Origin of the sequence: Pseudomonas sp. 2VD (assembly GCF_005503585.1) — a bacterium.
In the GTDB taxonomy this organism is placed as follows: domain Bacteria; phylum Pseudomonadota; class Gammaproteobacteria; order Pseudomonadales; family Pseudomonadaceae; genus Pseudomonas; species Pseudomonas aeruginosa.
This window is the reverse complement of record NZ_SCND01000001.1, coordinates 1-25,032: the sequence shown is the minus strand read 5'-3', so window position 1 is coordinate 25,032 and position 25,032 is coordinate 1. Positions and strand designations below refer to the sequence as shown.

Genomic DNA, 25,032 nt, shown 5'->3' with positions numbered 1-25,032 from the left:
GCGGAATTAGACCGCCGACCGCGGCATCCGTTCCCTGCCTTATATAACGCATGGCGCCCCGCCGCCCTTCCAAGGCCGCTTTTGCTGGAGACTCCCGATGGCGCTTGAACGCTCCGACGTGGAAAAAATCGCCCATCTCGCCCGCCTGGGCCTGAGCGAGGCCGATCTTCCGCGCACCACCGAGACCCTGAACAACATCCTCGGCCTGATCGACCAGATGCAGGCGGTCGACACCAGCGGCGTCGAACCGCTCGCCCACCCGCTGGAAGCCACCCAGCGCCTGCGTCCGGACGCGGTCACCGAGACCGATCACCGCGACGCCTACCAGACCATCGCCCCCGCCGTGGAAGAAGGTCTGTACCTGGTTCCGAAAGTCATCGAGTAATAAGGACGCGGACACATGCTGCATCAATTGACCCTCGCCGAGATCGCCCGCGCCCTCGCCGACAAGCAATTTTCCGCCGAAGAGCTGACCCGCACCCTGCTCGGTCGCATCCGGCAGCTGGATCCCCAGCTCAACAGCTTCATCAGCATCACCGACGACCTGGCCATCGCCCAGGCCAAGGCAGCCGACGAACGGCGCGCCAACGGCGAGAACGGCGCCCTGCTCGGCGCGCCGATCGCCCACAAGGACCTGTTCTGCACCCAGGGCGTACGCACCAGCTGCGGTTCGAAGATGCTCGACAACTTCGTCTCGCCCTACGACGCCACCGTGGTCGAGAAGCTCACCGCCGCCGGCGCCGTTACCCTCGGCAAGCTGAACATGGATGAATTCGCCATGGGCTCGTCGAACCAGTCCAGCCACTACGGCGCGGTGAACAACCCCTGGAGCCTCGACCGCGTGCCGGGCGGCTCCTCCGGCGGTTCCGCCGCGGCAGTCGCCGCGCGCCTGCTGCCGGCCGCCACCGGCACCGATACCGGCGGCTCGATCCGCCAACCGGCGGCGCTGACCAACCTCACCGGGATCAAGCCAACCTACGGCCGGGTTTCCCGCTGGGGCATGATCGCCTACGCCTCCAGCCTCGACCAGGGCGGCCCGCTGGCGCGCACCGCCGAGGACTGCGCGCTGATGCTGGGGGTGATGGCCGGATTCGATCCGAAGGACTCGACCAGCGTCGAACAGCCGGTGGACGACTACCTGGCCGCCCTGCAGAAGCCGCTGAGCGGCCTGCGCATCGGCCTGCCGCGGGAATACTTCGGCGCCGGCCTCGACAGCCGCATCGCCGACGCGGTGCTGGCCGTGGTCGAGGAGCTGAAGACGCTCGGCGCCACGGTGAAGGACATTTCCCTGCCGAACATGCAGCACGCCATCCCGGCCTACTACGTGATCGCGCCGGCCGAGGCGTCCTCCAACCTGTCGCGCTTCGACGGCGTGCGCTATGGCTATCGTTGCGACGCCCCGCAGAACCTGGAAGACCTGTACAAGCGCTCGCGCGCGGAAGGCTTCGGCAGCGAAGTGAAGAACCGCATCATGGTCGGCACCTACGCACTGTCGGCCGGCTACTACGATGCCTATTACCTGCAGGCTCAGAAGATTCGCCGGCTGATCAAGAACGACTTCGTCAGCGCCTTTGCCGAAGTGGACGTGATCCTCGGCCCGACCACGCCGAACCCGGCCTGGAAGATCGGCGAGAAGAACGACGACCCGGTTTCCCAGTACCTGGAAGACATCTACACCATCACCGCCAACCTCGCCGGCCTGCCGGGGCTGTCCATGCCCGCCGGCTTCGTCGACGGCCTGCCGGTGGGTGTCCAGTTGCTCGCGCCCTACTTCCAGGAAGGCCGCCTGCTCAACGTCGCGCACCAGTACCAGCAGGTCAGCGACTGGCACACCCGCACCCCGGCCGGCTTCTAAGCCATGGCAACGCCACGCAGTCCCCTCCCCTCTCCCGGCGCGGAGAGGGCGACCCGCAGGGTCGGCAGCGGGACTGCGCAGGCACAGAAGGATTGAGGAACACCACATGCAATGGGAAACCGTGATCGGGCTGGAAATCCACGCACAGCTCGCCACCCAATCGAAGATCTTCTCCGGCAGCTCGACCGCCTTCGGCGCCGCGCCGAATACCCAAGCCAGCCTGGTCGACCTGGCCATGCCGGGCACCCTGCCGGTGCTCAACGAGGAGGCCGTACGCATGGCCTGCCTGTTCGGCCTGGCGATCGACGCACGGATCGACCGGCAGAACGTGTTCGCCCGCAAGAACTACTTCTACCCCGACCTGCCGAAGGGCTACCAGACCAGCCAGATGGACCATCCCATCGTCGGCAAGGGCCATCTCGACATCACCCTGGAAGACGGCACCACCAAGCGCATCGGCATCACCCGCGCGCACCTGGAGGAGGACGCCGGCAAGAGCCTGCACGAAGACTTCCAGGGCATGAGCGGCATCGACCTGAACCGCGCCGGCACGCCGTTGCTGGAGATCGTTTCCGAGCCGGACATCCGCAGCGCCAAGGAAGCCGTGGCCTACGTCAAGGCGATCCACGCCCTGGTGCGCTACCTGGGCATCTGCGACGGCAACATGGCCGAGGGCTCGCTGCGCTGCGACTGCAACGTCTCGGTACGACCGAAGGGCCAGGCCGAATTCGGCACCCGCGCCGAGATCAAGAACGTCAACTCCTTCCGCTTCATCGAGAAGGCGATCAACCACGAGATCCAGCGCCAGATCGAGCTGATCGAGGACGGCGGCAAGGTAGTCCAGGAAACCCGCCTGTACGACCCGAACAAGGACGAGACCCGCTCCATGCGCGGCAAGGAAGAAGCCAACGACTACCGTTACTTCCCCTGTCCCGACCTGCTGCCGGTGGTCATCGAGCCCGAGTACCTGGCGAAGCTGCGCGAGCAACTGCCGGAACTGCCGGTGCAGAAGCGCGAACGCTTCGAGAGCCAGTACGGCCTGTCCGCCTACGATGCCAGCGTGCTGTCCGCCAGCCGCGAGATGGCCGACTACTTCGAGAAGGTCCAGGGCATCTGCGGCGACGCCAAGCTGGCGGCCAACTGGGTGATGGTCGAGCTGGGCAGCCTGCTCAACAAGGACGGCCTGGAGATCGAGCAGTCCCCGGTGTCCGCCGAGCAACTGGGCGGCATGATCCTGCGCATCAAGGACAACACCATCTCCGGCAAGCTCGCCAAGATGGTCTTCGAAGCCATGGCCAACGGCGAGGGTTCCGCCGACCAGATCATCGAGGCCAAGGGCCTGAAGCAGGTCACCGACAGTGGCGCCATCGAGAAGATGCTCGACGAGGTGCTGGCGGCCAACGCCGAGCAGGTCGAGCAGTACCGCGCCGCCGACGAGGCCAAGCGCGGCAAGATGTTCGGCTTCTTCGTCGGCCAGGCGATGAAGGCCTCGAAAGGCAAGGCCAACCCGCAGCAGGTGAACGAGTTGCTGAAGAAAAAGCTCGAAGCGTGAGTCAAAGCCAGACGCCGGGTTCGCCCGGCGTCTTCTTGTCCGCCAGGAGCCTGTTGTCCATGCCCACCCCATCCGCCGCCGGGCGCCTCGCCCTCGCCGTCCTGCCCCTGTTCCTCGCCGGCTGCTCCAGCCTCGCCGGCAGCGGTTCCGCGGATACCGGCGAAGCCTCCTACTATGGCAGCCGCCACGCAGGCCTGCGTACTGCCAGCGGCGAGCGCTACAACCCCAACGCAATGACCGCTGCCCACCGCACGTTGCCGTTCGGTACCCGCGTGCGGGTAACCAACCTCGACAACCGCCGCAGCGTGGTGGTGCGGATCAACGATCGCGGGCCGTTCCGCCGCGGGCGGATCATCGATGTATCGCGCAAGGCCGCCGAAGGCCTGGGTATGATCCGCAGCGGCGTGGCGCCGGTTCGGATAGAGTCGCTGGATTGAGCCACCTTCTACCCACGACAGGAACCTTCCGATGAGCGAACAAGGCAAGACCGGCCTGGAGATCCGACGTGAAGTCATGGGCGACGCCTTCGTCGAGCGCGCCATGGGCAACGCCACCGCCTTCACCCAGCCATTGCAGGACTTCGTCAACGAGCATGCCTGGGGCTCGGTCTGGGCCCGCGAGGCGCTGCCGCGCAAGACCCGCAGCCTGATCACCCTGGCCGCCCTGACCGCCCTGAAATGCCCGCAGGAACTCAAGGGGCACGTGCGCGGTGCGCTGAACAACGGCTGCACGGTGGAGGAAATCTGCGAGGCACTGCTGCACTGCGCGGTCTATGCCGGGGTGCCGGCGGCGATCGATGCGTTCCGTGCGGCGCAGGAAGCGATCGATACCTGGCAGGGCGAACAGCCCGCCTGAGCCCAGGAGCCATTCGCAGCGGCATGAGCGCCGCCGTCAGGCCACGGGTTGATAACACCGATGCCTGAGCGACGGCGAATAACGCCAGGGGCGTTATCCGCCCTATGGGACCGAGCGCAGGCGCCTACGGATAACTGAAGCGCTTCACCAGCGTCAGTTCGCCAGGCTTGCGCATCGGCACCAGGAAGGTTTCCTGTTTCTCGTTCGGCGTGCCCTCTTCGGTGACCAGGGTGATGCGCGCCGTGGTCAGGTCCTGGGCGGCCTGTTCGGCGCCATCCTCGCTGCTGCCGTAGCCACCGCCGAAGTAGTTGACGTAGACCAGGTAGGGCCCCTTCTGTGGCGTCGGCGTGGCGATGATCTCCGGGCCGTAGCCGGTGGTGACGTCGACATCCAGGGTCGCGCCGTTGGCCAGCGAACGATTGCCATACCAGACATGGTCGCCGTCCGGGGTCACCAGGTGCAGGTCGAGGTCGGTGTTGTCGCTGTCCCAGGACAGCAGCACGCGCAGCTTGGCCGGCACTTCCCCGCCGCCGCCACCGTGATAGAACTGGACCCGTCGCGACTGCCCGGCGGCGTTGCGCACCTCGACGCTGTTGCTGCCGGACGGGAAGGCGAACGGGCGGTCGAAGCTGCCATCGGTGTCCACCTTCAGCGGCATGCTCACACCGTTCACCACCAGCGTCGCCGGGCGGTCCTTGGGCTGGCTCTCGATCGCGCCGCGAATGCGCGCGGTGGTCGCCTGGTCGGCGGCGACGTTGACCGAGGACGCCGGGTAGTTCACCACCTGCCGGTAATTGGCGGCGGAACCGTCGCCGGCACGCCAGCCGGAGACCGGCGTATCCAGTTTCACGGGGTTGTCCGCCCAGGCGACGAGGGGAAGGCAACTGAGCAGGGCGGCAAGGGACATTCGGTTCATGGAGTCATTCCAGTAGCAGGCGCCGGGCCAGGCTTTCGACATAGTTTTCGTCCTGGCCGCTGGGATGGGCGCGGAAGGCCAGGTGCAGGTATTCGTGGGTGAGGTCCAGGCGTTCCTGTAGGGAATACAGGCCGCGGACGAAGATGCGTTCGCGCTCGCGATCGACATAGGGCCGCCCGGAAGCCAGGCGGCACACGGAAAAACTCGGAATCTCCTCGTAGCCGGGCTCGCGGTCGAGGCGCTCGCGCCACTGCCGGCGCTGCTTGCGCAGCCAGTCTTCGGCGGCCGGCAACGGCTGGCAGGCGGCCACCGGGTTGTCCCAGCGGCTCAGGCTGCTGCGCGGGAAAGCCTGGGCGAGGATGCTGTCGTAGCCCAGTCCCTGCCCGGCTTGCTCCACCGCGTGCTTCCAGGACAGACGCGCCGGGCCAGGCTGGTCGGAGTGATAGTTGACGGTCGCCCCGGCCAGCACCAGGTCGGCGCTCCAGGCGGCGATCCGCCGCGTCTGCGCGCTGGCCGGGCGCGGCGCCACGCGCTGGCGCTGGCTGCTGTCATCGATGGCCAGGCATTCGCCGCGCGGCGCGGCGTTTTGCAACAGATAGGTGCGAATGGTCACCGCCAGCGCGCGAGCGGCTTCCTTCGGCTGCGCCGAGGCTTCGCGCTCCAGCACCCGCGCCACGTACTCTTCGCGCGAAACCCGCGCGACCAGGCGCGGCACGCCATCCACCCGCTGCAGGAACAGGTCGCCGGCGCTGGCGATATCCAGGCGATTGCCGTTGGTGAAGAGCACTTGCTGCGGACCATGCAGCAGGCCTTCGGCGGCCGGGTGGCCGGCAGGATCGCTGACCGAGCGCAGTGGATAGCGGCTGAACAGGTTCACTTCCACGCAACGGCCCGGATCGGCCGGCCACGGACTCGGCAGGAAGCGCCCGAGCACCTCGGCGTAGCGGTCCAGGATCACCTTGCTGGTTCCCGGGCCGCCGAGCCAGAGCGGCGTTCCATCGACCAGCCAGCCAGCGAAACCGCCCTGGCGTGCCTGCGGGTCATGGTCGTCGAGCCAGCTCCAGGTCTTCACCCGCAGGCGGCCGCCAAGGCTGGCCACGGCATGGCCGTCGCCGGCCTGCAACGCCACGTCGAGCAGTACCCGCCGCGCCTCGCCCTGGGCCGGCAGTTGCTGCAACTGCTCCAGAAGCTCCTTAACCGGCACCCGCGTCTGCGGTTGCAGCCGTTCCAGATCGAGCAACCAGGCCGGTGCCCGGCGCGCCTGCCAGTAGTCGCGCCAGGCCTCCGGCCGCAAGGCGAGGCGCTGCGGCTCGAAATACAGCCCGCAGGAGCGCACCAGGGCGCGGTCACGACCGATCGTCTGGCCATTCTCGCAGCAGTAGACCTCCTCGCGGCTGCGCCCCTGGCAGGCATAGGGCGACTCGGCCTGGCCGGTGTCGCTCAGCCAGGCGAAGACGAACAGTTTCCACAGGCTGCCCAGCGGAGCCTGCAAATCGGCCGGCAACGGCCGGCGCTCGAGCGCCCGCTGGCGATCCAGGCTCACCAGTTCGTAGCCCTGGGTCGTGCGCCAGGCCAGCTGGACCGGCGCCTCCGCTGCGCGAAGCAGCAACGGCACGGCGCACAGCAGGACCAGCCAGGCGCGCAACGCAATCACTCGACCTTGACCTTGGCCAGCGCCGGCTTGGCTTCCAGGGCCTGCTGTTCCGGCGCGTAGAGACGCAGGTAGCGGGCCGGTGGCAGGTTGAAGCTGCCTTTCTGGGAGAAACGCACCAGGTGACGGAAACGCTGCTCGCCACTCAGGCTGTCCATCGGCACTCCGTAGAACAGCTCACCCGGTTCGTTGCGCGCGCGCTCCAGGGTGGTCGCCTCGTCGCCGGCCAGGCCGCTGATCTTGATGCCCCAGGTGGTGCGCTCGACATCCGCACCGGGCGGCAGCGGCAGTTCCAGCATGCCGTAGCGTAGAGCGGTGTCTTCCGGAACGGTCAGGGTCACTTCGTCGAGATACAGTTCGTCGCTGGAAAGCGGCTTGTCGCCGACCTCCTCGACCTTGAACTCGAACGCCCCCTCGCCGGGCACCAGGCGCAGCAGGCGACGGCTGATCTGCACCGGCAGTTGCCCGCTCGGCGCCTGGGCGCTGCGGTAGCTGAGCGCAACCGGCAACGGCCGGGCCGGCGCCTCGTCCAGGTCGATCCAGCTCGGAATGCCGCGGCCGCGCCATTGCCAGTAGGTTTCGCCGGTGGCGCCGCGCTGCGCCTGCCAGTCCTTCGGCGGCTGCGGCAGCTTGCCCTGCGGCGCCTGGGCCAGGGCGCCCTGCAGCCAGGTCAGGGCCAGGGCGCGTTCCAGGGTCGATTGCGCCGGCGCCAGGCGTTGCAGCAGAGCGCTGGCCTGCTGGCCGTCCACGGCCGAGCGAGAGGCCAGCAAGGCATCGGTGAACGGCAAGCCGGCCTCACGCAGGCGCTGCGTCGCCGTCTCGGCCTGGGCGGCCAGCGGCGCGGGCACCGCAACCCGCAGTTGCCGTGCCAGGTCCACCGCCAGCACTCGCGCCGCGGCCAGGCCGACGGCCGAGTCCGGGTCGCCCAGCACCAGGCCGTCGTCGGCCTCCAGCGGCTCCGCGCGCGCCTGCCCTTCGCCGGCGTTGGCCAGATCGTTGAGCAGGCCGCCGAGCAGGGTGTTCACCGGCAACTGCATGTCGCGGGCGAAAGCCAGGATCAGCGCGCGCTGCAGCAGCGGGGTCTGCGTCGCCTGCTTGGCGTAGGGCTCGAGGATGCGCTGCCAGTGTTCGGCCGGCAGTTGGATCTCCAGTGCGCGGCTGGCGTACCAATCGGCGTAGTAGGCGTAGGCGGTGAGGAAAGCGTCGCCATCGACGTCGCCGCCCCACCAGGCGAACCAGGCGTCCGGGCCGGCCATCTGCACCAGGCGCAGGCGACTGTTCTGCATGATCAGGCGCAGGCGGTCGCGAATCCGCGGCTCGCCGCCGGCCAGCGCCGGATAGGCGATGCTCAGCGGCAGCAGTTGGCTGGCGGTCTGCTCGACGCCGCCGTAGGGATACTCCAGCAGATCATCGAGATTGCCCAGGTAGGCCGCGGCCGGGCCATCGGCCAGGCGCAGGCGTACGTCGCGGGCGTCCGCCGGCAGTTGCAGCGGGTTGCTCGCCGCCGCCAGGCTGAGGTTCTGCGCCTGCTCCACCTGCCAGCCGTCGGCCAGCAGGTTGAAGCGCACCGCCAGGCGGTCGCGGACCTGCCCGTCCTGGCGCAGCTCGGCGCTCCAGTCGCCATCGCTGAGCGGCTGTTGCGCCAGCGGTATGTAGTTGACTCCCTTGGCCAGCTCCAGGGGCTGGCTGCGCTGGCTGCCAGGCGGCCCGCTGAGCAGCTCGGCCTTGACCGGCTGTTCGCCCTGGTTGAAGACGAACAGGCCGAGGTCGGGCTGGTCACCCTGGCGGAAGCGGGTCGGCCCGCTCCATTTCAGGTACAGCGGCTTCTCCGAGCGAAGGAACTGCTTCTTCTGGCCGACCTGGCCGTTGTCGTCGATGGCCCGTGCGGTGATCCGCCAGCGGGTCAGCGAGTCGGGCATGCGGAAGCTGAAGCTGGCCTTGCCCTGGGCGTCGGTGACCAGCTCCGGCTGCCAGGCGGCGGTGTCGACGTCCTCGCGGCGCGGCCGCTCCAGTACCTTGACGCCGCGCTCGCTGCGATTCGCCCGTCCGGGTGCACTGGTGCTGCCGGGCAACGCCACGTCGTAGCTGATGAAGGCCAGGCTGGCGCTGGTGCGCACGTTGTTGCGCCGCGGATGGTAGAAGAACTGGTCGATGCCGGGGGCGATCTCCGCCTGCAGGGCATAGACCATCTCATCCACCACGCTGACGGTCAGGTGGCTGGAAACCGGTTTGCCGGCGAAGCGCGTGGCCAGGGTCACGGTCACCGTCTCGCCCGGTTCGTAGCGCTCCTTGTCGGTGGCGATGTCGATCTCCACCTGGGGCATGCCGACCTTGATCCCGGCGTTCTGGAAGCTGTAGTCGCCGCCCTTGGTGTAGAGCACCGAGAAGGTCAGGTTCGGCGAGAACTCCTCGCGCACCGGGATCCGCACGCGGTACTGGGTCGGATTGAGCTTTTCCAGGCGCAGCCAGTCGGCGCCCTTGGACAGCAGGGCGGTGGCCTCGACCTTGTCGCGCTCCAGGGACAACAGTGCATCCTCCACCGGCTCGGGGAAGGTGATCAGTGCGGAGGCTTCCTCGCCGGTGCGGTACTCGGGCTTGTCGAACACCACCTCGACGGTGCCAGGCACCGACTTCACGCCCTCGCCGCTCACCGAGTGGCCGGTGGCGCCAAGGAGCTGGCCCTTGTCGTCGCGCAGCTCCACGGAATAGGTACCGGGACGCTCGAAGGCCAGCGCGAAGCGGCCGTCGGCGACCGGACCGCTGTCGGTGGCGCGGTCCTCCAGGCGGATCCACTGGTAGCTGCTCGGCTTGAGCGGGGTCGGCTGTTCGCTGGCATAGCTGAACTCGACCTTCTCGCCGGCGGCGCTGAAGCGCTGCGGCGCGCTCAGGCGGTAGCGCGCGGCACCGCGCTCGATGAGGATCTCCTTGCTGGTCTTGACCCGGTAGGCGGCGCCGTCGCTGGCGAAGATGGTCAGCATGTAGCGACTGGGTTTCTCGGCCGGCGGCAATTCGATGGCGGCGCGGCCCTTGCCGTCGGTGGTCAGTTCGGTGCTGCTCAGTTCCACCGGGAACTGGCCGAGATACTGCAGTTCGTTGTCCACCATCGACAACTGCTGGGCGCGCAGGCTCAGTTGCAGGCGCGCGTTGGCCACCGGCTTGCCGTCCGGATAGAGCAGGACGATCTCGCCCCTCACCGGCTCGGCGGTCTTGAAGTCCGGCTTGGCCAGATCGAGGGAGACTTCGAAGTGCGGCTTGATGTATTCGGCGACGCGGAAGGCGCTGCTGTAGGTCTGCCCGCGGTAGTCGAAGCGCAACTCGTAGCCGCCGGCGACGGCGTTCTCCGGCAGTTGGAAGCGGCCATTGGCGCCGCTCTTCGCGTCGAAGCGGAGGTCCAGGCTTTGCAATACCGTGCCGCTGGCGTCGATCACGCTCAGGCGCACCGGCGCGCTGGCGGCGGCCTGGGATTGCCGGGCGTCCTTGAACTCGCGGCCGACCATCTTCAACGAGACCCAGTCGCCCGGCCGGTACAGCGGGCGGTCGGTGAAGGCGTAGATCTTGGTGTCGTAGATCTCGCTGTCGTAATAGAAGTTCTCGGAGACGAAGACCCCGCCCTCGCGGTCCTCGCCGATCACGTAGGAGCGCTCCGGACTGGCGTGCTTGAGCCGCAGCAGGCCGTCGGCGTCGGTATTGCCGCTGCTCATCACGCCCAGGCCGTCGGTCCACAGCACCTTGGTGTCGGGCACCGGGGTGCCTTCGTGCTTGCGTGCGGTCCAGACCAGCAGCTCGTCGCCGGCGACCTTGCTCACCGCCACGCTGTTGGAGACGAACACCACGGTGGTGGCGCGGTACTTGCCGACCAGCGCCTCGACCAGGTACAGGCCCGGCTTCAGCTTGCCCAGCGGGATGTAGACATTGCCCGGCACGACGTTGATGAACTCGCTGGAGGAACCGGCCAGCTTGACGTCCTGCGGCGGCTCGATGGGCTTGGCGTCCCACAGCGGATAGCGGAACTGGCTGACCAGCGGCAGGCCGGGAATCGGCGCGTATTGCGGCTGCGCGTCGTAGGGCGTCGGCGCGGTCATGGCGTTGCCCATCTTCAGCTCGGGCACCGCCTCGGTGACCTGTTGCCGCGACTCGTAGGAGAAGGCGCGCTGCATCACCCGGCGCGACTTGCGATACCAGTTGTCCCAGAGATAGGCCAGGGTGTTCGACAGGCCTTCGCCCTTGAACTGCCCCTCTGCCAGGACCCGGTGCAGGTTCTTCTGCCGCTTGAGGAACTCCAGCGGCTGTTCGATCCGGTACAGGCGCACGTCGACCCCGCCATAGGGCTCCATGCGGTAGCGCCGGTAGTCGCGGCCGGGCGCTTCGAGACGGACCCGCGCTTCCTCGTCGGTGGCGAAGCTGCTGTCGGCGAGCAGGAAGAAGGATTCGCCGGCCATCGGCGTGTAGCCGCTCGGCTCCACCGTGTCTTCCGCCTGGACGGCGGCGAACGGCAGCAGGATCAGGGCGGCGACCGCCAGGCTACGGCTGAAACGGCGCAGGTTGCTCATTGCTGTGGTCTTCACTGGGACGCGATTCATTGAGAGAGGAAAGCCAGCCGATAGATGCCGATAAAGTTGGGGTTGGATTCGTCGGGGATCCATCGGGTGTCCTTCCATGTCATGAGTTGTTGCAGGCTGACCGAGCGCATGCCGTTGTCGGTCGGGGTGCTGCTGCCGGTGTGATAGGCGATGGAGCGGCCCATCCAGATCATCAGGTGCTGGTCGTCGCCCTGGTCGTAGAACATCAGGTCGCCGGGGCGCGCCTGGTTGAGGTCGCGGCCGACCAGCCGACTGTTGAACTGCACCAGCTTGATCGCATTCACGTAGGGCCCGACCTGGCCGCCACCCTGCTGCCAGTTCTGCGCCAGGCGCCGTTGCTCGGCACTGAGCGCCAGCTCCGGGGGCAGGTAGCGGTTGGACAGGCCGTTGGCGCGCAGCCACTTGCCATCGTGGACTTTCAGCGCCTCGTTGGCGGCGAAGCGCACCAGGCCGGCGCAGTCCTGCTGGTGCCAGCGCGGACTCGGCCCTTGGCGCAACTGTTCCTGGGCGATGCGCACGAACCAGGCGCGGAATACCTGCGATTGCTGCGGGTCGAGCGTTACCGCGGGCTCGCCGCGGGCACCGCCGCTGGCCAGCAGGAGCAGCGCCAGGCCGAAGGCAGTCAGACGTCTCACAGCGACCGCCATTCCAGCGGCAGCCATTGCCACGGTGCGTTGGCCTGGCTTCCGGCAGGCAGCCCGAGGGCGTAGCTGCCCTTGCCGGCGAGGGTTTTCAGGCGCGGCATCAGGTAGGTGTCGGCGGCATTGCGGAATACCGGCTCCATGTCCTGCGGCAGGCTGTCGAGGGTTTCCCGTTGCAGCAGTTCGGAGAGCGGCTGCGGCGCCAGGTAGGCCGGTACCAGCGCATCCTTCGGCAACACCTCGGCGAGCGGCGGATAGCGTTTGTCGAGGGTGTCCAGGGCCTTGCCGAGCAACTGGTCGTCGAGGGAGAACAGCAGGGTCTGGCCATGGCGCGCCATGCCGATGCGGAAGAACGCGCGGCCGCTGATGCTGTCCGGGTTGTCCGCCTGGCTGGCCGGATAGGCGCCGAAGTTCGAGCTGACCTGGCGGGTCCAGCGGCGGGTCTGGCCATCCATCCGGTCTTCCACCGGGAAGCTGCCACCCTCGACCTTGGCTTCCTTCGCGCCGATCACACGGCCGAACAGCTTGCCCAGCTCGTCGTCGAGTTCGGCACTGGCCGGCGCGCTCAACTGGCCCACCAGCAGCGGCGAATGCAGCCGCGAACTGGCGTACCAGCAGAGACCGGCGGCGCCGCTGAGATGCTCGGAGAAGGCCTGGGCCATCTTCTGCTCGGCCCCCAGGCGCTCCAGCATCACCCCGTACAGGCCGGGGGTGACCGGCAGCGCCACGCAGGCGCTGGCGCCCATCGGCATGGCCTGCCAGACCGGGGCGAAGTCCAGCGGCGGCTGACGTTCCACCTCGTTCAGCGCCAGGTAGCTGCTCCAGCCCTGCTCGCCCTTCTCGAAGCGCACCCCGGCGAAGCTCGGGATGAAGCGCTGGTAGCCCATGGCCAGGACGCTGGCATTGAGGGTGATGCGCTGGCGCAGCTCGCCGCGGCCCGGCAGGCCGAAGCGCTCGGGGAACAGTTCGTCGCCGTCGAGCAGTGCCTCCAGGTCTTCGCTGGCCGGAGCGTTCAGCGGGCTGTCGTCGCTTTCGCCACCATCGTCGAAGAGCATCCGTGGGTTCGACAGCAACAACAGCCGGTCGCCCTTGGACAGGAACAGCATCGCCTTGTCGTTGCCGTAGCGCAGGCGATAGACCGAGGTTCCCGCCAGCTCGCCGACCTTGCGCAACTGCTGGTCGTCGGTGGCGATATGGGCCAGCGGCTCGAGCACTCGCGCCAGGCCGCCGCGCTTGAGCACCACCACGAAGTCGCGCAGGCGGCCGTCGGCGCCGCGCCAGAGGGCGACCTGGGCCGGTTGGTCGAGCAGTTCCTCGACCAGGCTGTCCTTCAGGGTCAGGTCGTGCTCGTAGATGATCCGCCGCAACGTACCGGTCAGGCCAAGGCGGTCGCCATTGTTCTCGTAATAGAAAACGAAGTCCTCGGTCAGGGTATCGCGCAGCAACGGCACCTTGAGGATTTCCTTCGGCAGGCGGCTCAGCGACACGCTCTCGATCAGCGCGTCGGGCTTGCGCAGGTCACGGTAGGCACGCGGCGCGTCGGCGTCCGCGGGTGCCTGGGCGCCGATCGGCTGGCCGAGGTCCTCTTCGGCCGGGTGCCCTCCGCCGAGCCGCTCCAGCCAGCCCATCTGCCAGGCCAGCACACCGCCGGCGGCCAGCGCGGCGACGATCCCCAGCACCGGCCACAGGGCGCTTCGGGGGCGCGCAGCGGCGGGCGCAGGGGTTCCGTTGGCAGGGCTGGGGGTGTTGTTCTCGCTCATGGTTCGCTAATCCCGTGTCATCCGTACGAGGGGATGCTTCAGTAGGTAAAGGTCTTGACCAGCACCAGGTCGCCGATGGTGCGCAGGGGCACGACGAAGGTCTCGTGCTTCTCGTCGACGCTGTTTTCGTTGAACACCAGGTTGACCTGCGCGGTGATCACGTCCTGTACGTTGCTGCCGGCCTGGAAGTTGTAGCCCTGGTTGTTGAGGTTGCCCCAGTAGTTCACGTAGATCAGGTAGGTGCCGTGCAGCGGCGCGCCCATGGTGAACATCTCCGGGCCGGGCCCGTCGACGCCGTCCGGATCGAGGCCGCCGCTGTTGCTCAGGCGCGGATGCGCCCAGTAGGCGTGCTGGCCATCGGGGGTGACGATATGCAGGTCAAGCTCGGCCTTCGGATCGTCCCAACCCAGCACCACGCGCACGCGCGGCGGCAGTTGGGAGCGATTGGCCTCGTAGAACTGTACGCGCTTGAGGATCTTGCCATCGGCGCTGCCGACCTGGACGCCGTTGGAGCCGTGGCCGAACGCATAGGGGCGGACGAAGCGCCCGGCGCCGTCGGTATAGAGAGGGAGAGGATTGCCGTTGACCACCAGGCGCTGGGCGCGCTCGGTGCCGACCAGTTCGCGCAGGTGTCCTTCGATCAGGCTGCGGCCGCGCTGGCCGCCGCGATCGATGGGCGGAGTCGGATAGGCGACACGCGGGGCATCGGGCTGTTCGAGCAGGCCGGAATAGCGCCAGCCTGCCGTCGGACCATCCAGGTCCACCGAAGGCTCGGCTAGTGCAGGCAGCCCGAAGGCCAGTCCGAACAGCACCGACAGGCAGCCGGCACTCGAACCGAAGATACGCATGATCAATCCCTGGTCGTGCGATTCATGAAAGCTGCATCTTAACGATTGCGCTGTCCGCTGGATATCCCCGGCGACCGGCGGAATCTGCGAAATCCACCGCGATTCGACGGAAAACGGAAAGCACAGGGGGCGCCATGCGGCGCCCCCGTTGTCATTTACGCTTCAGCGCCGTACCGGCCGCTTCTGCAGCTTGCGCTGCAAGGTCCGTCGATGCATGCCCAGGGCACGGGCGGTGGCGGAGATGTTGCCCTCGTGCTCGGCGAGCACGCGCTGGATGTGCTCCCATTGCAGGCGATCCACCGACATCGGGTTTTCCGGCACCAGGGTGTCCAGGTCGGCGTGCTCGGAGAGCAGCGCGGCCAGCACGTCATCGGCATCCGCCGGCTTGCACAGGTAGTTGCAGGCGCCGCGCTTGATCGCCTCCACCGCGGTGGCGATGCTGGAATAGCCGGTGAGGATCACCACCCGCATGTCCGCGTGCAGCTCCAGCAGCTTCGGCAGCAGCACCAGGCCGGAGTCGCCTTCCATCTTCAGGTCGAGCACGGCGTAGTCCGGCGTATCCTGCTGGGCCAGCGCCAGGCCTTCCTCGGCGGAGCCGGCGGTGCTGACCCGCAGGCCGCGACGGCTCATGGCCCGGGCCAGGACCCGGGTAAAGGTGGGATCGTCGTCCACCAGCAGGAGGTGGGGATGTTCTTCCCCTTCGAAGAGCAGCTCTTCAGACATAGGCAGGGCCTCTCAGACGGATCACTCAAGCCATTCCGTAGCTGCGCGGCAAGCGCAGTTCGGTCAGAGTGCCGCCATCTTCGTGGTTATACAACTTCACCGTTCCACCAGCGCGGGTCACGCTGGCCTGACTGAGAAACAGGCCGAGGCCGAAGCCCTTGCCCTTGGTGGTGAAGAACGGTTTGCCGATCTGTTCGGCGATCGCCAGGGGCACCCCGACGCCGTGGTCGCGGATACTCAGGCAGATACTGCTGCTGTCCCAGTCCAGGCGGATGTCGAGGTCGTCGGGACAGGCGTCCGCCGCATTGTTCAGCAGGTTCAGCAGAGCCTGGCTGAGGTCGGTCGGCGGGGTCAGGCGCGGCGCGGAGCCGAGGCCCAGGCACTGGTAGCGGTAGGAGGCCTCCGGACGCATCAGGTGCCAGCGGCGCAGCACCGATTCCAGCCATTCCGCGGCGCTTTGCTCTTCGATCGCCTGGCGACGGTCGGCCTCGGCCGCCCGTACCAGTTGCTGGAGGGTGTGCTTGCACTGCTTGACCTGTTCCTGGAGCAATGCCAGGTCTTCCTGCAGGGTCGGGTCCTGCGGGCGCTCCTGGCGCAACTCGTTGAGCAGCACGCTCATGGTCGCCAGCGGCGTACCCAGTTCGTGCGCAGCACCGGCCGCCTGGGTGGCCACCGCGAGCAACTGCTGGTCGCGCATGCTTTCCTCGCGCCGCTCGGCCTGCATGTGCGCCTGCCAGCGCAGGGCCTCGGACATCTTCACCACGAAGAAGGTGATGAAGGCCGCCGACAGGGCGAAGTTCAGCCACATGCCGAACAGGTGCAGGTTGATCAGCATCGCCTCGTGCTGAACCGCCTGCAGGTGCAGCGGGTGGTACCAGATCAGCAGCAGGGTGTAGCCGGTCAGGGCCAGGCCGGAGAGCACCATGGAGTAGATCCAGGGCAGGGTCGCAGCGGCGATAGTCAGCGGTACCAGGTAATAGGAAACGAAGGGGTTGGTCGAGCCGCCCGAGTAATACAGCAAGGTGCTGTGGATGATCAGGTCGCAGGCCAGTTGTACCGCGTACTCCTGGTCGGTCACCGGCCACGGCGCGCGCAGGCGCAGCGCGGTGAACAGAATCAGGCAGGCGGACAGGCCAAGGGTCAGGCCGAGCGCCAGCCACGGCAGCGGCAACAGGTCGGAGAGCCAGGCGAAACCCACCGAGCCGGCCTGCGCGGCCAGCACGAGAATACGGATGAGGAGCAGACGGCCAAGGTTCTGGCGACTGGCGGAGAGCAGGAAAACCGGTGCGCGCATGTTTTCTTCCGGAATAAGCGCGAGTATAGCCAAGACGCTGTCGGCAACTCTGCGGCAAAGTGACTCAGAAACCTCGCAGGTCGCCATCCTGCCCTGTTTCGCCGAGCGCTGTCAGGGCTCAGATCAGTAAATTTCACGTTTTTTCCGAAATCGCCTAACCCGTTCCGGGAAAAGCCTTCGTCTCATGGTCCAAGACTGGCGTATAGGCGTGTTTGCCGCGCCTGCCGGAACGATGCTCTACAGTGTGAATTCAGCCTTAGTACAAGGAGTTGCCCAATGTCTGCGATTTCCCGCCTGGCCGCCGCCGTCACCCTCTGCGCCGCCAGCCTCTCGGCCGTCGCCGAGGAAGCGCCGCGCTACAACCAGGTCTCGCTGCACGCCGAAGTCAGCCAGCAGGTGGCCCACGACCTGATGCAGGTCACCCTCTACAGCGAAAACCAGGGCAGCGATCCGGCCAAGCTCGCCGCCGAAACCACCAGCGTCCTCAACGCCGCCGTCGCCGACGCGCGCAAGGTCAAGGGCGTGACCATCAGCCTGGGCAGTCGCAACAGCTATCCGGTCTACGACGACAAGGGCCAGAAGATCACTGGCTGGCGCGAGCGCGCCGAGCTGCGCCTGGAAAGCTCCGACTTCGCCGCCCTCGGCCAGCTTTCCGCCGACCTGCTGGGCAAGCTGAAGATGGGCGGCATGGACTTCAGCATCGCCGATGCGACCCGCAAGAAGAACGAGGACCAATTGATGAAAGGCGCCGTGGACGCGTTCAAGGAGCGCGCCCAGTTGCTCACCGAGGCGCTCGGCGGCAAGGGCTACAAGCTGGTCAGCCTGAGCGTGAACAGCGCCGGCGCACCGCGCCCGTACCCGGTGATGCGGATGGCGGCGATGAAGGCCGACGCCAGCTTCGGTGGCGCCCAGGCGCCGGAGATCGAGGCCGGGACCAGCCAGGTCACGGTCAACGCCGACGGTGTGATCGAGGTGCAGATGCCCTGATCCGGTCGGCGCGCACCACAAGAGGCAGCCTCCGGGCTGCCTCTTGCGTTTCCACTGTCTCTCGCGCAGCAAACGCGGCCTGCGTCGCGTTTGCGCAAATTCGAAAATGCGACATTCCCTTTCAATCGGATAACAACATCTACACTGAAGCGACCTCGACGCTTGCGGCCGGCACACGCCCTGCATAGCTTCGCGCAAGACAGCTCACGAGGCTGTCCCTCGCAGACAATCAAAATAACCAGAGGTCACTCCATGCGTAGAAACGCCGTCATCCGCTCCGCGATCATGCCCTCGCTGCTCGGCGCAGCGCTGGTCGCCGCCGTTCCCCAGGCCTTCGCCAGCAACCTGATCTTCTGCTCGGAAGGCAGCCCGGCCGGCTTCGACCCCGCCCAGTACACCACCGGTACCGATTTCGACGCCGCGGCGGAAACCGTCTTCAACCGCCTGACCCAGTTCGAGCGCGGCGGCACCAAGGTCCTTCCCGGCCTTGCGGAAAGCTGGGACGTCAGCGACGACGGCAAGACCTATACCTTCCACCTGCGCAAGGGCGTGAAGTTCCACAGCACCGACTACTTCAAGCCGACCCGCGAATTCAATGCCGACGACGTGCTGTTCACCTTCGAACGCATGCTCGACAAGGATCATCCGTTCCGCAAGGCCTACCCCACCGAGTTTCCCTACTTCACCGACATGGGCCTGGACAAGAACATCGCCAGGATCGAGAAGCTCGACGAGCACAGGGTGAAATTCACCCTCAACGAGGTCGACGCGGCCTTCATCCAGAACCTGGCGATGCCCTTCCCATCGATCCAGTCCGCCGAATACGCCGCGCAACTGCTCAAGCAGGGCAAGGCCAGCGACATCAACCAGAAGCCGATCGGCACCGGCCCGTTCGTATTCAGCCGCTACCAGAAGGATGCGCAGATCCGTTTCAAGGGCAACAAGGACTACTGGAAGCCGGACGAAGTGAAGGTCGACAACCTGATCTTCGCCATCAACACCGACGCCTCGGTGCGCGCGCAGAAGCTCAAGGCCGGCGAGTGCCAGATCACCCTCAACCCACGCCCCGCCGACCTCGACGCGCTGAAGAAGGACCCGAACCTGAACCTGCCGTCGCAGGCCGGCTTCAACCTCGGCTACATCGCCTACAACGTCACCCACAAGCCGTTCGACAAGCTGGAAGTACGCCAGGCGCTGGACATGGCGGTGAACAAGAAGGCCATCATCGACGCCGTCTACCAGGGCGCCGGCCAGTTGGCGAGCAACGGCATGCCGCCGACCCAGTGGTCCTACGACGAGACCATCAAGGACGCGCCCTACGATCCGGCCAAGGCCAGGGAGCTGCTGAAGAAGGCCGGGGTCGCCGAAGGCACCGAGATCACCCTGTGGGCCATGCCGGTACAACGCCCCTACAACCCCAACGCCAAGCTGATGGCGGAAATGCTGCAGAACGATTGGGCGAAGATCGGTATCAAGGCGAAGATCGTCACCTACGAATGGGGCGAATACATCAAGCGCGCCAAGGGCGGCGAGCATGACGCCATGCTGATCGGCTGGAGCGGCGACAACGGCGACCCGGACAACTGGCTCGGCACCCTCTACGGCTGCGACGCGGTGGACGGCAACAACTTCTCCAAATGGTGCGACGCCGGCTACGACAAGCTGGTCAAGGATGCCAAGCGCACCACCGACCAGGGCAAGCGCACCGAGCTGTACAAGCAGGCCCAGCACATCCTCAAGGAACAGGTGCCGATCACCCCGATCGCCCACTCCACCGTGTACCAGCCGATGCGCAAGACGGTACACGACTTCAGGATCAGCCCGTTCGGCCTGAACTCGTTCTACGAGGTCAGCGTCGGCAAGTAGCTTCGCCTGCCAGCCGCGCCGCCCCGCCACGAGCGAGGCGGCGCCTCTCCCCAGGGCGGCCGACCCGGCCGTCCCGCTCCAGAGGAGTCATCCATGCGACCACGCTCTGCCCTGCGCTACAGCCTGCTGATACTCGCCTTCGCCGCCAGCGCCGCCATCCAGGCCCAGCCGAAGACCCTGGCGGTGTGCACCGAAGCGGCGCCGGAAGGGTTCGATCCGGCCCGCTATACCTCCGGCTACACCTTCGACGCCTCAGCCCATCCGCTGTACAACGCGCTGGCCGCGTTCGCTCCGGGCAGCGCCACGGTGATCCCGGCCCTGGCGGAAAGCTGGGACGTCTCCGCTGACGGCCTCGTCTACACCTTCCGCCTGCGCCAGGGCGTGAAATTCCACAGCACCGACTACTTCAAGCCAAGCCGCGAGTTCAACGCCGACGACGTGCTGTTCAGCTTCCAGCGCATGCTCGATCCGCAGCACCCCGCCCACGACCTTTCGCCCAGCGGCTACCCCTACGCCGACGCCATGCAACTGCGCGACATCATCGAGCGCATCGAGAAGATCGACGAGCACCAGGTGCGCTTCGTCCTCAAGCACCCGGAGGCGCCGTTCCTCGCCGACCTGGCCATGCCGTTCGGCTCGATCCTCTCCGCCGAATATGCCGGCCAACTGATCGCCAGGGGCAAGGGCGACGAACTCAACAGCAAGCCGATCGGCACCGGCCCGTTCGTCTTCACCCGCTACCGCAAGGATGCCCAGGTGCGCTACGCGGCCAACCCCGACTACTGGAAGGGCAAGCCGGCCATCGACCACCTGGTGCTGGCGATCACCCTCGATCCCAACGTGCGCGTGCAGCGCCTGCGCCGCAACGAATGCCAGATCGCCCTGACGCCCAAGCCGGAAGACGTCGCCGCGTTGCGCCAGGACCCGCAACTGACGGTGCTGGAAGAAGCGGCGATGATCACCTCACACGCCGCGATCAACACCCGGCACGAACCGTTCGACGACCCGCGCGTGCGCCGGGCGATCGCCATGGGCTTCAACAAGTCGTCCTACCTGAAGATCGTCTTCGGCGACCAGGCCCGCCCGGCCATCGGCCCCTACCCGCCGATGCTGCTCGGCTACGACGACAGCATCCGCGACTGGCCCTACGACCCCGAACGGGCCAAGGCTCTGCTGAAGGAAGCCGGCGTCGCCCCGGACACACCCCTGAACCTCTACATCAGCACCGGCAGCGGCCCCGGCGGCAACCCGGCGCGAGTGGCGCAACTGATCCAGTCCGACCTGGCCGCCATCGGCATCCGGGTGAACATCCGCCAGTTCGAGTGGGGCGAGATGGTCAAGCGCACCAAGGCCGGCGAACACGACATGATGCTCTACAGCTGGATCGGCGATAACGGCGACCCGGACAACTTCCTCACCCACAACCTCGGCTGCGCCTCGGTGGAGTCCGGGGAAAATCGCGCGCGCTGGTGCGACAAGGGCTTCGACGAAGCCATCCGCAAGGCGCGCATGAGCAACGACGAGAGCCAACGGGTAGCGTTGTACAAGGAAGCGCAGCGGATCTTCCACGAGCAGATGCCCTGGTTGCCGCTGGCGCATCCGTTGATGTTCGACGCGCAACGCAAGAACGTCAGCGGCTACCGCATGAGCCCGATGTCGGCGCGGGACTTTTCGCGGGTGAAGCTGGACTGATCGCTGCGCCGCACGCGGGAAGCCCTGGCCCTTGCCTTGCCGCGTGCGGCGTTATCGTTCGGCCGGCTCAGCCGCCGAGGCCGAAGGGATCGTCGATGGACGGGCTCGGTTGGGTGAACCAGCGCGGTCCTTCCTCCGTCATGTAGAAGTGATCCTCCAGGCGAATGCCGAACTCGCCGGGCACGCAGATCATCGGTTCGTTGCTGAAGCACATGCCGACATCCAGCGGCGTGCGATCGCCACGCACCAGGTACGGGCCTTCGTGGACATCCATGCCGATGCCATGCCCGGTGCGGTGCGGCAGGCCAGGCAGGCGGTAGTCCGGCCCCAGGCCGTTGGCCTCCAGCGAACGCCGCGCGGCGGCGTCCACCGCCTCGCAGGGCTGGCCCAGACGCGCGGCCTCGAAGGCCGCCAGTTGGGCGTCGCGCTCCATCCCCCAGAATTCGCGCTGGCGTGCGCTGGGCGTGCCGAACACATAGCTGCGGGTGATATCCGACTGGTAGCCGTGCACCTGGCAGCCGGTATCGATCAGCACCATGTCGCCATCCTTCAGCACCTGCGCATGCTTCACCCCATGGGGGAAGGCACTGGCGGCACCGAACAGGACGATGCAGAAGGTCGAACCGGGCGCGCCCACCTTGCGGTGCGCCTGGTGGATGAACTCGGCGACTTCGGTGGTGCTGATGCCTTCACGGAGAATGCTCGCCGCGGCCTTCTGCACTTCCAGGGTCATGTCCTTGGCCCGCTGCATCAGCGCCAGCTCCTCGGCCGACTTGCGCATCCGTCCCTGGTCGATCAGCGGCGCGGCGCTGACGAAGTTCCTGCCCGGCGCCAGTTGGCGCAAGCGCTCGAACATGCCGAACGGCAGGCTCGGACACAGTGCGACCGTGCTGCGCTCACCCACGCCGAGCGCCTCCAGGCGATCGAGCAGCAGGCGATAGGGATCCTGGTGTTCCTCCCAGGTGTGGATGGCGCCATCGACCACCTGGAAGTCGCGCACCGTACCTTCCTCGAAGGCCGGCGCAAGGTATTCGAGAGCGCCCTCGGCGGGCAGCAGCGCACCCACCAGGCGTTCACTGGGGTGCCATTGCACGCCGCTAAAGTAACGCAGGTTGCTGCCTGCATGCAGGTACGCCGCGGCGATGCCATGCTCGCCCATCCACGCCTGGGCCGCGGCGATTCGCGCACGGTAAGACGCCAGGCCGATCGGCTGCGCGCCGTCCATCATGTTCCGCAGACGCTCCAGCGCCTGCGCAGGGGTACTCCCGCCAACACCCACGGTCATTTGTTGTTCTCCTCGTCTGGACCGGGCTGAAATTTAAGTCGAGCTTAAATTCAGGTCAAAACAAATTTTCAGTCACACTTAAAAAATAGGGGTTCGGGTAGTTCATCTGTCAGACTTTATTGACGCCCCGCGCTGGGTATACTGCGCCTTTCAACAAGAGTCTCCCCAATGACCGTAGACCGCATCGGCGAACGCCTGCGCCGCTATCGCCGCGCCGCCAAGAAGACCCTGCACCAAGTCGCCAGCGAATCCGGTCTCACCGCGAGCTTCCTCTCCCAGGCGGAGCGCAACCTCACCGGTGTATCGATCTCTTCCCTGGCCAACATCGCCAAGTCGCTGAATATCCCGCTCAATGCCCTGTTCGACCAACCGGCACAACCCCAGCCCGACTCCCACGAAGGCGAGCGGGTACGCTACACCATCGAGGGCCAGCCACTGGCCTACGAACGCCTGTCCAGCTCCTTCCCCGGCAACCTGATCAATGCGGTCAAGATGAACATGCCGGTGGGCTACCAGTCGGAGCTGATCTCCCATGAGGGCGCCGAGTTCTCCTACGTCCTGTCCGGGCAGATCGTCTACACCATCGAGGGGCGCCAGTACCCCCTCGGCGCCGGCGACTCGGTGCACTTCGACGCGACCAAGACCCATTGCCTGGCCAACGTCGGCAGCGATGTGGCGGAAGTCCTGACCATCACCACCATGGGCCTGTTCGACGACCATCCGACGCCCTGAGCCAGTCCGCAGCGCACCTTCCCATCCTGTCAGGCAAACGTTTTCGCAAGAGAAATGTTAGTCGTGCTTAATTTTCGTTGACCACAATTTCAGCATGACTTAATTTCGGCATCAGCGAATCGTCGACCAACAACAAACGGACGATCGCTGTCGCCGCACAGGGTCCATGGCTGTCACCCGCCATCCATGGAAAGGCGAGAGTTGCCATGGCCCATAAGGCCGATCCTCAGACGATGCCCTTAGAAAAAGAAAAAATGAGGTTTGCATGCGTAAGATCCTTCCCCTTCGGGCCTGGCTGGCAGCCGGTCTGATCCTCGGCTCCCCGTTCTCCCACGCCGCCAGCAACCTGGTGTTCTGCTCGGAGGGCAGCCCGGCCGGCTTCGATCCTGCCCAGTACACCACCGGCACCGACTACGACGCGACCTCGGTCACCCTGTTCAACCGCCTCGTCCAGTTCGAGCGCGGCGGCACCCGGGCGATCCCGGCCCTGGCGGAAAGCTGGGACATCGGCGACGACGGCAAGACCTATACCTTCCACCTGCGCAAGGGTGTGAAGTTCCATAGCACCGACTACTTCAAGCCGACCCGCGAATTCAATGCCGACGACGTGCTGTTCACCTTCGAACGCATGCTCGACAAGGATCATCCGTTCCGCAAGGCCTACCCCACCGAGTTTCCCTACTTCACCGACATGGGCCTGGACAAGAACATCGCCAGGGTCGAGAAGCTCGACGAGCACAGGGTGAAGTTCACCCTCAACGAGGTCGACGCCGCCTTCATCCAGAACCTGGCGATGGACGTCGCCTCGATCCAGTCCGCCGAGTACGCCGGGCAGTTGCTCGAGGCCGGCAAGCCACAGCAGATCAACCAGAAGCCGATCGGCACCGGGCCTTTCATCCTGAGCCGCTACCAGAAGGATGCGCAGATCCGCTTCAAGGGCAACAAGGACTACTGGAAACCCGAAGACGTGAAGATCGACAACCTGATCTTCTCGATCAACACCGACGCCGCGGTGCGCGCGCAGAAGCTCAAGGCCGGCGAGTGCCAGATCACCCTCAACCCACGCCCCGCCGATCTCAAGGCCCTGCAGGAAGCGGCGAACCTGAAGGTGCCCTCGCAGCCAGGCTTCAACCTCGGCTACATCGCCTACAACGTCACCCACAAGCCGTTCGACCAGCTCGAAGTACGCCAGGCGCTGGACATGGCGGTGAACAAGCAGGCCATCATCGACGCCGTCTACCAGGGTGCCGGGCAACTGGCGGTGAACGGCATGCCGCCGACCCAGTGGTCCTATGACGAAACCATCAAGGACGCCCCGTTCGATCCGGCCAAGGCCCGGGAGCTGCTGAAGAAGGCCGGCGTCGCCGAGGGCACCGAGATCACCCTGTGGGCGATGCCGGTGCAGCGTCCCTACAACCCCAACGCCAAGCTGATGGCGGAGATGATCCAGGCCGACTGGGCGAAGATCGGCATCAAGGCCAGGATCGTCAGCTACGAGTGGGGCGAATACATCAAGCGCGCCCATGCCGGCGAGCATGACGCCATGCTGTTCGGCTGGACCGGCGACAACGGCGATCCGGACAACTGGCTGGCGACCCTCTACGGCTGCGACTCGATCAACGGCAACAACGTATCGAAATGGTGCGACGCGGCCTACGACAAGCTGGTCAAGGCTGCCAAGCGGGTCTCCGACCAGGACAAGCGCAGCGAGCTGTACAAGCAGGCCCAGCACATCCTCAAGGAGCAGGTGCCGATCACCCCGATCGCCCACTCCACCGTGTACCAGCCGATGAAC

19 protein-coding genes are annotated in these 25,032 nt (G+C 66.5%); 10 read left to right on the top strand and 9 right to left on the bottom strand.

Annotated elements, in window-relative coordinates:
- Nucleotides 1-97: 97 nt before the first annotated feature.
- From gatC to FFS27_RS00075, 5 genes are all read left to right on the top strand, one after another.
- Nucleotides 98-385, top strand: coding sequence for an Asp-tRNA(Asn)/Glu-tRNA(Gln) amidotransferase subunit GatC (gene gatC / locus FFS27_RS00095; protein WP_003094397.1), 288 nt, complete (start codon nt 98-100; stop codon nt 383-385).
- A 15-nt stretch (nt 386-400) separates the two neighbouring features.
- The gene (gene gatA, locus FFS27_RS00090; protein WP_009315920.1) at nt 401-1,855 is read left to right on the top strand and encodes an Asp-tRNA(Asn)/Glu-tRNA(Gln) amidotransferase subunit GatA; all 1,455 of its coding nucleotides are present in this window, start codon (nt 401-403) and stop codon (nt 1,853-1,855) included.
- Between the two features lie 91 nt (nt 1,856-1,946).
- Complete coding sequence (gatB, locus tag FFS27_RS00085; protein ID WP_223699689.1) at nt 1,947-3,407, top strand: Asp-tRNA(Asn)/Glu-tRNA(Gln) amidotransferase subunit GatB; 1,461 nt, start codon at nt 1,947-1,949, stop codon at nt 3,405-3,407.
- Between the two features lie 59 nt (nt 3,408-3,466).
- Entirely contained in the window at nt 3,467-3,844 is a 378-nt protein-coding gene (locus FFS27_RS00080; protein ID WP_021264159.1) for a septal ring lytic transglycosylase RlpA family protein, read from the top strand.
- A 31-nt stretch (nt 3,845-3,875) separates the two neighbouring features.
- Entirely contained in the window at nt 3,876-4,262 is a 387-nt protein-coding gene (locus tag FFS27_RS00075; protein ID WP_021264158.1) for a carboxymuconolactone decarboxylase family protein, read from the top strand.
- Between the two features lie 124 nt (nt 4,263-4,386).
- Here the strand turns inward: FFS27_RS00075 and FFS27_RS00070 are convergent, their stop codons facing one another.
- The 8 genes from FFS27_RS00070 to FFS27_RS00035 form a co-directional block, all read right to left on the bottom strand.
- A complete protein-coding gene (locus tag FFS27_RS00070; RefSeq protein ID WP_021264157.1) occupies nt 4,387-5,178 on the bottom strand; it encodes a YfaP family protein in 792 nt (263 codons plus the stop codon).
- Between the two features lie 4 nt (nt 5,179-5,182).
- Nucleotides 5,183-6,832: a YfaQ family protein gene (locus FFS27_RS00065; RefSeq protein WP_023101556.1), complete on the bottom strand. Its 1,650-nt coding sequence runs from the start codon at nt 6,830-6,832 to the stop codon at nt 5,183-5,185.
- Nucleotides 6,829-11,379, bottom strand: a complete 4,551-nt coding sequence (gene magD, locus FFS27_RS00060; protein ID WP_034014017.1) for an alpha-2-macroglobulin MagD — start codon at nt 11,377-11,379, stop codon at nt 6,829-6,831. Before magD ends, FFS27_RS00065 begins: the two co-directional genes overlap by 4 nt.
- A gap of 26 nt (nt 11,380-11,405) precedes the next feature.
- Nucleotides 11,406-12,044 carry a DUF1175 domain-containing protein gene (locus FFS27_RS00055; RefSeq protein WP_021264155.1) on the bottom strand — a complete coding sequence of 213 codons (639 nt, stop codon included), beginning with the start codon at nt 12,042-12,044 and terminating at the stop codon, nt 11,406-11,408.
- A complete protein-coding gene (locus FFS27_RS00050) occupies nt 12,041-13,810 on the bottom strand; it encodes a DUF2138 domain-containing protein (RefSeq protein ID WP_023101559.1) in 1,770 nt (589 codons plus the stop codon). Before FFS27_RS00050 ends, FFS27_RS00055 begins: the two co-directional genes overlap by 4 nt.
- Nucleotides 13,811-13,848: 38 nt before the next feature.
- A complete protein-coding gene (locus FFS27_RS00045) occupies nt 13,849-14,658 on the bottom strand; it encodes a YfaP family protein (RefSeq protein ID WP_003094417.1) in 810 nt (269 codons plus the stop codon).
- A 162-nt stretch (nt 14,659-14,820) separates the two neighbouring features.
- Nucleotides 14,821-15,381, bottom strand: a complete 561-nt coding sequence (locus tag FFS27_RS00040; protein ID WP_003094419.1) for a response regulator transcription factor — start codon at nt 15,379-15,381, stop codon at nt 14,821-14,823.
- A gap of 25 nt (nt 15,382-15,406) precedes the next feature.
- Nucleotides 15,407-16,675 carry an ATP-binding protein gene (locus tag FFS27_RS00035; protein ID WP_003094421.1) on the bottom strand — a complete coding sequence of 423 codons (1,269 nt, stop codon included), beginning with the start codon at nt 16,673-16,675 and terminating at the stop codon, nt 15,407-15,409.
- Nucleotides 16,676-16,951: 276 nt separating this feature from the next.
- Here FFS27_RS00035 and FFS27_RS00030 point away from each other — a divergent pair, with 276 nt between their 5' ends.
- The 3 genes from FFS27_RS00030 to FFS27_RS00020 all read left to right on the top strand — a co-directional run bounded on the left by FFS27_RS00030 (nt 16,952) and on the right by FFS27_RS00020 (nt 21,220).
- Nucleotides 16,952-17,662 carry an SIMPL domain-containing protein gene (locus tag FFS27_RS00030; RefSeq protein WP_003094423.1) on the top strand — a complete coding sequence of 237 codons (711 nt, stop codon included), beginning with the start codon at nt 16,952-16,954 and terminating at the stop codon, nt 17,660-17,662.
- A 252-nt stretch (nt 17,663-17,914) separates the two neighbouring features.
- On the top strand, nt 17,915-19,528 hold the full coding sequence (locus FFS27_RS00025; protein ID WP_003134835.1) for an ABC transporter substrate-binding protein: 1,614 nt from the start codon (nt 17,915-17,917) through the stop codon (nt 19,526-19,528).
- A gap of 93 nt (nt 19,529-19,621) precedes the next feature.
- The gene (locus tag FFS27_RS00020; protein ID WP_021264154.1) at nt 19,622-21,220 is read left to right on the top strand and encodes an ABC transporter substrate-binding protein; all 1,599 of its coding nucleotides are present in this window, start codon (nt 19,622-19,624) and stop codon (nt 21,218-21,220) included.
- Nucleotides 21,221-21,287: 67 nt separating this feature from the next.
- Here FFS27_RS00020 and mdpA read toward each other — a convergent pair whose 3' ends face one another.
- Nucleotides 21,288-22,505 (bottom strand): metallopeptidase MdpA, encoded by a 1,218-nt coding sequence (gene mdpA / locus FFS27_RS00015; RefSeq protein ID WP_003094429.1) that lies wholly within the window; start codon nt 22,503-22,505, stop codon nt 21,288-21,290.
- Between the two features lie 168 nt (nt 22,506-22,673).
- Between mdpA and psdR the strand changes: the two genes are divergently transcribed.
- Both psdR and FFS27_RS00005 read left to right on the top strand, forming a co-directional pair.
- Nucleotides 22,674-23,237 carry a transcriptional regulator PsdR gene (gene psdR / locus FFS27_RS00010; protein WP_003094433.1) on the top strand — a complete coding sequence of 188 codons (564 nt, stop codon included), beginning with the start codon at nt 22,674-22,676 and terminating at the stop codon, nt 23,235-23,237.
- Between the two features lie 265 nt (nt 23,238-23,502).
- The coding region (locus FFS27_RS00005; RefSeq protein ID WP_137951904.1) for an ABC transporter substrate-binding protein at nt 23,503-25,032 on the top strand (1,530 nt) is incomplete at its 3' end.

Coding starts and splice junctions, on each gene's coding strand:
- gatC (WP_003094397.1), top strand. CDS start 98: ATGGCGCTTGAACGCTCCGACGTGGAAAAAATCGCCCATCTCGCCCGC.
- gatA (WP_009315920.1), top strand. CDS start 401: ATGCTGCATCAATTGACCCTCGCCGAGATCGCCCGCGCCCTCGCCGAC.
- FFS27_RS00080 (WP_021264159.1), top strand. CDS start 3,467: ATGCCCACCCCATCCGCCGCCGGGCGCCTCGCCCTCGCCGTCCTGCCC.
- FFS27_RS00075 (WP_021264158.1), top strand. CDS start 3,876: ATGAGCGAACAAGGCAAGACCGGCCTGGAGATCCGACGTGAAGTCATG.
- FFS27_RS00070 (WP_021264157.1), bottom strand. CDS start 5,178: ATGAACCGAATGTCCCTTGCCGCCCTGCTCAGTTGCCTTCCCCTCGTC.
- magD (WP_034014017.1), bottom strand. CDS start 11,379: ATGAGCAACCTGCGCCGTTTCAGCCGTAGCCTGGCGGTCGCCGCCCTG.
- FFS27_RS00050 (WP_023101559.1), bottom strand. CDS start 13,810: ATGAGCGAGAACAACACCCCCAGCCCTGCCAACGGAACCCCTGCGCCC.
- FFS27_RS00045 (WP_003094417.1), bottom strand. CDS start 14,658: ATGCGTATCTTCGGTTCGAGTGCCGGCTGCCTGTCGGTGCTGTTCGGA.
- FFS27_RS00040 (WP_003094419.1), bottom strand. CDS start 15,381: ATGTCTGAAGAGCTGCTCTTCGAAGGGGAAGAACATCCCCACCTCCTG.
- FFS27_RS00035 (WP_003094421.1), bottom strand. CDS start 16,675: ATGCGCGCACCGGTTTTCCTGCTCTCCGCCAGTCGCCAGAACCTTGGC.
- FFS27_RS00030 (WP_003094423.1), top strand. CDS start 16,952: ATGTCTGCGATTTCCCGCCTGGCCGCCGCCGTCACCCTCTGCGCCGCC.
- FFS27_RS00025 (WP_003134835.1), top strand. CDS start 17,915: ATGCGTAGAAACGCCGTCATCCGCTCCGCGATCATGCCCTCGCTGCTC.
- FFS27_RS00020 (WP_021264154.1), top strand. CDS start 19,622: ATGCGACCACGCTCTGCCCTGCGCTACAGCCTGCTGATACTCGCCTTC.
- mdpA (WP_003094429.1), bottom strand. CDS start 22,505: ATGACCGTGGGTGTTGGCGGGAGTACCCCTGCGCAGGCGCTGGAGCGT.
- psdR (WP_003094433.1), top strand. CDS start 22,674: ATGACCGTAGACCGCATCGGCGAACGCCTGCGCCGCTATCGCCGCGCC.